Annotated in this window: 8 protein-coding genes; 5 read left to right on the forward strand and 3 right to left on the reverse strand. The window is 64.5% G+C overall.

Going from position 1 to position 5755, the window contains the following annotated elements:
- Window positions 1–107 precede the first annotated feature (107 nt).
- Window positions 108–719: a pentapeptide repeat-containing protein gene (locus tag HMPREF1546_RS09635; protein WP_021750652.1), complete on the reverse strand. Its 612-nt coding sequence runs from the start codon at window positions 717–719 to the stop codon at window positions 108–110.
- Window positions 716–1366 carry an HAD family phosphatase gene (locus tag HMPREF1546_RS09640; RefSeq protein ID WP_025544772.1) on the reverse strand — a complete coding sequence of 217 codons (651 nt, stop codon included), beginning with the start codon at window positions 1364–1366 and terminating at the stop codon, window positions 716–718. The genes HMPREF1546_RS09635 and HMPREF1546_RS09640 overlap by 4 nt, the downstream gene beginning before the upstream one ends.
- Window positions 1367–1515: 149 nt before the next feature.
- On the opposite strand from HMPREF1546_RS09640, the gene HMPREF1546_RS09645 reads away from it, so the two are divergent.
- The 3 genes from HMPREF1546_RS09645 (at window position 1516) to HMPREF1546_RS09655 (ending at window position 3938) form a co-directional block, all read left to right on the forward strand.
- Window positions 1516–2442 carry a DMT family transporter gene (locus HMPREF1546_RS09645; protein WP_021750650.1) on the forward strand — a complete coding sequence of 309 codons (927 nt, stop codon included), beginning with the start codon at window positions 1516–1518 and terminating at the stop codon, window positions 2440–2442.
- A gap of 111 nt (window positions 2443–2553) precedes the next feature.
- Entirely contained in the window at window positions 2554–3273 is a 720-nt protein-coding gene (locus tag HMPREF1546_RS09650) for a WecB/TagA/CpsF family glycosyltransferase (RefSeq protein WP_021751888.1), read from the forward strand.
- Window positions 3270–3938 (forward strand): dTMP kinase, encoded by a 669-nt coding sequence (locus tag HMPREF1546_RS09655; protein WP_021750647.1) that lies wholly within the window; start codon window positions 3270–3272, stop codon window positions 3936–3938. The genes HMPREF1546_RS09650 and HMPREF1546_RS09655 overlap by 4 nt, the downstream gene beginning before the upstream one ends.
- Window positions 3939–3999: 61 nt before the next feature.
- Here the strand turns inward: HMPREF1546_RS09655 and HMPREF1546_RS09660 are convergent, their stop codons facing one another.
- On the reverse strand, window positions 4000–4164 hold the full coding sequence (locus HMPREF1546_RS09660) for a hypothetical protein (protein ID WP_207640321.1): 165 nt from the start codon (window positions 4162–4164) through the stop codon (window positions 4000–4002).
- Between the two features lie 148 nt (window positions 4165–4312).
- On the opposite strand from HMPREF1546_RS09660, the gene mltG reads away from it, so the two are divergent.
- Together mltG and HMPREF1546_RS18365 are read left to right on the forward strand one after the other, a co-directional pair.
- A complete protein-coding gene (gene mltG, locus HMPREF1546_RS09665; protein WP_036631044.1) occupies window positions 4313–5494 on the forward strand; it encodes an endolytic transglycosylase MltG in 1182 nt (393 codons plus the stop codon).
- A partial coding sequence (locus HMPREF1546_RS18365) for a peptidase U32 family protein (protein WP_021751890.1) occupies window positions 5484–5755 on the forward strand: 272 nt, incomplete at its 3' end. The genes mltG and HMPREF1546_RS18365, both read left to right, overlap by 11 nt.

Genomic DNA, 5755 nt, shown 5'->3' on the forward strand with positions numbered 1-5755 from the left:
GCCCGCCGTTTTCGGCGGGCCCTGGTGTTTTGTGTGTGATCGGGGGTGGGAGATCCGGTCCATTGCACGGGGATCAGCCATGCCTGCGGCTGGACAGATGCACCCCCCTACGGCTCCACCCGGATGCCCAGAATCCGGGCCACCACCGCGGCCTGGGCGGCGTTGATGACGGCGCCCTTCAGCTCCCGGCAGGTCTCCGACAGCACGATCCGGTCCAGGGTGCAGGCCGTCAGGTCCATGCCGGCAAGGCTGGTGCGAAACAGCTCCGCCCCGGTCAGGTCCGTCTTCTCCATGGCAGCTTTTTTCAGCCGCATCTCTGAGAGCGTAGACTCTGTGAAGTCACATTCCTTCACGGAAATACGCTCCCAGGCGCCGCCGGAAAAGTTGACATAACGAAGCAGAGTCTCCTCCAGAACGCTGTCCTTCCACCGGGAGCGGCGCAGGTCCGCGCCGTCCCATTTGCAGCCGGAGAGGCGGCAGTCCTTCCAATAGGTGGCGGAGAGGCGGCAGTTCTCCAGGAGACATCCGGTGAAGGTGCAGCCGTAAAAGGCTGCGCCGGTGAAATCGCAGTTCCGCAGGCGGCAGGACTGGAACCGGCAGTCCCGGAAGTCCAGGCCGGAGCCGTCCAGCCCCTCGGCGTTTTCCTGGGAAAGGACCGCGGCGGAGAGCACCTCTCCGGCCTCCCGCGCCGTCTCCAGGGCCTCAGGCAGGCCGCTCATGGGCGGAGTGCCTGCCGGGGCGGGAGCAGCAGCTCCTCAAAGCTCCGGATATACACGTCGCAAAATCCCCGCATGGCCGCCTCGTCCTGGGCGAAGAAACCGTCGTAAACGCCCACCACCCGCATTTTTGCAGCCCTGGCGCCCTTGCAGGCGGAGAGGCTGTCATCGAACACCGTGCAGTCCTCCGGTGCCACGCCGTAGTGCTCTGCGGCGGCACGCCACAGGGCCGGGTCCTTTTTCTCCAACCCCAGGTCGTGGGCCAGAGTGACACCCTCAAAGTACTTCATCAGGTCCAGGTGGGTCAGGGCGGTGCGGCAGTGCTCCGGCACGCTGGAGGTCACCACCGCCATCCGGCGGCCCTCTGCCCGGCACTGCTTTAAATACGCCCGGACGCCGGGCTTCACCGTGACATGGGCATAGGCGTCCCTGGCCATCTCCATCCACTCGGCAATGATCTCCTCGCAGGACTCCGTGAGGCGGCAGTACTCCTTGGTGAACTTGGCGGCCAGGGGAAGGATGGTATGGGCTACGCCCTCGTAATAGGCGTGGGTGTACGCAATGCCCCGCCGGGCCAGAAATTCCCGGTCCACGTTTTTCCAGACGCCGTTGGAGTCGATCAGCGTCCCGTCCATGTCAAACAGCAGCATGGGCCGCCTCCTTTTCTCGGGGAGGAACCGGGTCTTGCCATTTCCGCCCCGTTGTGTTAAAATTTTTATTTGTTCGCGGCTTTTGGTCCCGGACATCTCTGCGGGAGTTTGCAAAAGTATAGCATAGATCCTGGTGAGGAGCAAGTCTGATGAAAGTCAACCACATCCGTCAAAATGTATTCCCCGTGCTGGCGGCTCTGATCTGGGGCACCGCCTTCGTGGCCCAGAGCGTGGCCGCCGACCATGTGGGTCCCTTCACCTTCACCGCCGCCAGAAGCGCGGTGGCCTTTGTGTTTCTGCTGGTGCTGTGTCTGGTGTTCCGCTGCCTGCGGCGGCGGGATTTTCAGGAGGAGGCCCAGGCCCGGCCCGGTTCCTGGCGGGATCTGGCCATCGGCGGTATCTGCTGCGGCGTGGTCCTGACAATGGGCACCAACCTCCAGCAGATGGGGCTGGAGACCACCACCTCCGGCAAGGCGGGGTTCATCACGGCCCTCTATATTGTCATCGTGCCCATTGCGGGGATTTTCCTCCGGCAAAAGGCGCCCCGGGCGATCTGGCTCAGTGTGGCGCTGGCGGTGGTGGGATTGTATCTGCTGTGCGTGCAGGAGTCCTTTTCCATCACGGAGGGGGACTGGTACGTGCTGCTGTGCTCCTTCTGCTTCGCCGGACACATCCTGCTGATCGACCACTTTACCCGGAAGGTGGACGGGGTGGCCCTGTCCTGCGTACAGTTCCTGGTGATGGCGGTGCTCTCTGCCGGGCTGATGCTGGTGATGGAGACGCCTGACTGGGCGGGGCTGCTGGCCTGTATCGGGCCTGTCCTGTATGTGGGCATCTTCTCCAGCGGCGTGGGATACACCCTCCAGATCCTGGCGCAGAAGGACTCCAACCCCACGGTGGTGTCCCTGCTGCTGAGTCTGGAGTCCGTGTTCGCCACCGTCGCCGGGGCGCTGATCCTAGGGGACCGGATGAGTGGGAAGGAGTACCTGGGCTGCGTGCTGATGCTGGCGGCGGTGGTGCTGGCCCAGCTGCCGGACTTCCGGAAAAAGCAGGCGGTACCGGCGCCGGAAAACTGAATCGTTCAGCAGGGACGCCGGTTTTTGGCGTCCCTGTTGATTTTTGGTTGGACAAACGCGGCGGCTTGTGGTATACTGCTATCCTGTATGAGTATGTAGCGAGGTGATTTCATGCGCATCGACGTGCTGGGCGTCGGCTTTGACAACCTGACCATGGCAGAGGCCGTGGAGCGGGGGATGGAGCTGGTCCGCAGTCCGGGCCCCCACTATGTGGTGACCCCCAATCCGGAGATCGTGGAGGTCTGCCGGGAGGACAGCGGGGCCAGGGCCGCGGTGAACGGCGCGGATCTGGTGCTGCCGGACGGCATCGGCGTCATCAAGGGCGCGGCCATGCTGGGGACGCCTCTGAAGGAAAGGACGCCGGGCGTTGAATTCGCGACCCATTTGATGCATAAACTGGCGGAGGAAGGGAAGTCCCTCTACCTCCTGGGCGCCAAGCCCGGTGTTGCGGAGCAGGCGGGAGCGAAGCTGGCCGCGGCCCATCCGGGGCTGCGGATCGCCGGCACCCACGACGGCTATTTCAAGGAGGACGGCCCGGTGGTAGCGGCCATCCGCCAAAGCGGCGCGGACGTGGTGTTCGTCTGCCTGGGCGCCCCCAAGCAGGAGAAGTGGATGGCGAAGAACGGCGCCGCCACAGGCGCCCGGCTGTTGTGCGGCCTGGGGGGCAGTCTGGACGTATTCGCCGGCGTGGTGGAGCGGGCCCCAAAATTCTGGACCGACCACGGGCTGGAGTGGTTCTACCGCCTGTGCAAGGAGCCCCGCCGCATCGGCCGGATGATGAAGCTGCCGCTGTTTTTAATCCATGTCAAGCAGGAGAAGAGACACAGATGAGCGGAAAACTGATTGTATTCGAGGGCACGGACGGCTCCGGCAAGGCCACCCAGGCAAAGCTCCTGTGCGAGACCCTGGCCCAGCGGGGCATCGCATATCGGGAGATCGACTTTCCCCGGTATGGCAACCCCTTTGCCGAACCGGCGAACCTCTACCTCCACGGAGCCCTGGGCAACAGGCCCGGGGACGTGAACGCCTACGCCGCGTCGGTGCTGTACGCCGTGGACCGCTTCGCCTCCTACAAGGAGGACTGGGGCGGGTTCTATGAGGAAGGCGGCATCGTGGTGGCCAACCGGTACACCACCTCCAACGCCGTCCACCAGGCATCCAAGCTCCCGGAAGGGGAGCGGCAGGCATTTCTGGACTGGCTCTTCGACCTGGAATACGGCCGCATGGGCCTGCCCGCGCCGGACCTGGTGCTGTACCTGGATCTGCCCACAGAGGTGTCTGAGAAGATGCTCCGGCATCGGGAGCAGGCGACCGCCACCGCTGCGGACATTCACGAGCAGGACGGGGCTTATCTCCGCCGCTGCCGGGAGGGCGCCCGCGAGATTGCGCGGGATCTGGGCTGGTCGGTGATCGACTGCGCCGCCGGGGACGCGCCCCGGACAGTGGAGGACATCCGCCGGGAGGTGCTCTCTCGGGTGGAGCCGCTGCTGAACTAGGGGCTGTCCCCGACGGGAGCAAAGAAAATGGGACGAACACGCCCCATTTTCTCCGCAGCCGTCAGCAGCAGCCGTTGTTGCAGCCGTCGTTGCCGCACCCGCAGCCGCAGCCACAGCCGCAGCTATTGCCGCCGAGGGCGTTCCCGCTGCCACAGCAGCAGATCAGCACGACGATGATGATGAGCCACAGGCAGGAACAATTGTTGTTTCCGTTGTTGAAGCACATGATTGTCACCTCGCTTTGAGACATTCTATGCGCCCGGCTTCCAAAGGGAGCCTGGCCGCTGAAAAAAATTGCAGGGAGGGGAAGATTTCTTCCCCATCCCGGGACGTTTCCGGCGGCGCACCGCCGGGGCGAGAAAATGGAGGTTCCTATGTCTGATTACAAAAACGGCGATACCGCCAGCTGGGACGCGTCCCAGGTGCGCCGCAGCCAGGCGGGCCATACGGGGAGGAGCCAGGGCAATCCGTCCCAGCAGCCGCAGCGGCGGCGGCGCAAGCGCCGCCGGATCAACCCGGTCCTGTATATCCTGTGCGTGCTGGTGGCCTCGGCCATCCTGGCTGGCGTGGGCTGGCTGCTGGCCAGCGACCTGTGTGCTTTCAGCCGGGACATCCCCTCCACCACCAAGATCACCATTGAGATCACCGCGGATGACGACATGGGCAGCATCGCGGAAAAGCTGCAGGACGCCGGACTGATCCGCTACAAGTGGTTCTTCCGCCTGTTCGCGGCCGTCACCGGCGCCAGCGAAGAGGTGGGCATCGGCACCTATGAGCTGAACACCGACATGGACTACCACGCCCTGATCGCGGGGATGCGCAGCTCCTCCGGCAACCTGAGCGCGGAGACGGTGACCGTCACCATTCCGGAGGGCTACACCGTCCGCCAGACCATCGCCCTGCTGGCGGAAAAGGGCGTCAACACGGAGGAGGCCCTGACCGAGGCCGCCCAGACCGGCGATTTTGACTACGACTTCATCGACAACGAATCCGAGGACCTGAGCCGACTGGAGGGCTTCCTCTTCCCGGACACCTATGAGTTCTATGTGGGCCATAACGCCGAGGACGCCCTGGACCGGCTGATCCGCAACTTTGTCAGCCGCATGGACGAGGATCGGATGACCCAGGTGGAGGAGTCCAGCTACTCCCTGCAGGAGATCATCACCATCGCCTCCCTGATCGAGGAGGAGACCGACGGCACGGATCAGGCCAACATCGCCTCTGTCATTTACAACCGGCTGGAGGGCTCCGGCAACAAGCAGGGGACCTACGGCCTGCTGCAGATCGACGCCTCTCTGCTCTATGCGCTGCCGGACCACACCGGCCCCATCACCAGCGCGGACATGCAGACCGACTCCCCCTACAACCTGTACCAGAACGCGGGCCTGCCCCCCACGCCCATCTCCAACCCGGGCCTGGCCTCCATCGACGCGGCGCTGAACCCCAACAGCACGGACTACTATTACTACGCCCTGGGCACGGACGGCAAGCACCACTTCTCCACCACGCTGGCGGAACACAACGCGTTCGTCAACAGCAGCTCCTATGGCGGTTAAGCGGGACAAGCCGGAGCTGCTGGCCCCGGCGGGGGACATGGAGCGGCTGAAAATGGCCGTGCTCTATGGCGCGGATGCGGTGTATCTGGCGGGCACCAGCTATGGGATGCGGGCCTTTGCGGGGAACTTCTCCGATGAGGAGCTGCCCCAGGCGGTGGCCTTTGCCCACAGCCACGGCGTCCGGGTCCACTGCACCATCAATACCATGCCCCGGAACGACGAGGCGGCCCGCCTGCCGGAGCACCTGGAACGGCTGGGGGG

Source organism: Oscillibacter sp. KLE 1745 (genome assembly GCF_000469445.2).
Classification (GTDB): domain Bacteria; phylum Bacillota; class Clostridia; order Oscillospirales; family Oscillospiraceae; genus Oscillibacter; species Oscillibacter welbionis.